At 41.8% G+C, this 208-nt stretch carries 1 protein-coding gene; it reads right to left on the bottom strand.

The annotated features are described in order from the left end of the window. Window positions 1–208: cytochrome b N-terminal domain-containing protein (locus tag B3014_RS14820; RefSeq protein ID WP_289287014.1), on the bottom strand; the 208-nt coding region annotated here is incomplete at both ends.

Below are 208 nucleotides of genomic sequence, written 5' to 3'. Positions count from 1 at the left end.
ATAACCCATGAATGCTTCAGCCATGAGAACAAGGTATATCAGCATCCCGAATAACCATACAAGTTCACGTGGTTGCTTATACGAACCGTAGATTAAGCCTCGAAACATATGAAGATAAACGACAACAAAAAATGCTGAGGCACCAGTGGAATGCATATACCGTATCAGCCAACCCCATTGAACATCGCGCATGATGTATTCAACAGAA

Source organism: Methylophaga sp. UBA678, assembly GCF_002299105.1.
Classification (GTDB): Bacteria; Pseudomonadota; Gammaproteobacteria; order Nitrosococcales; family Methylophagaceae; genus Methylophaga; species Methylophaga marina.
The sequence above is the reverse complement of the archived record's forward strand: the minus strand, read 5'-3'. Positions and strand labels throughout refer to the sequence as shown.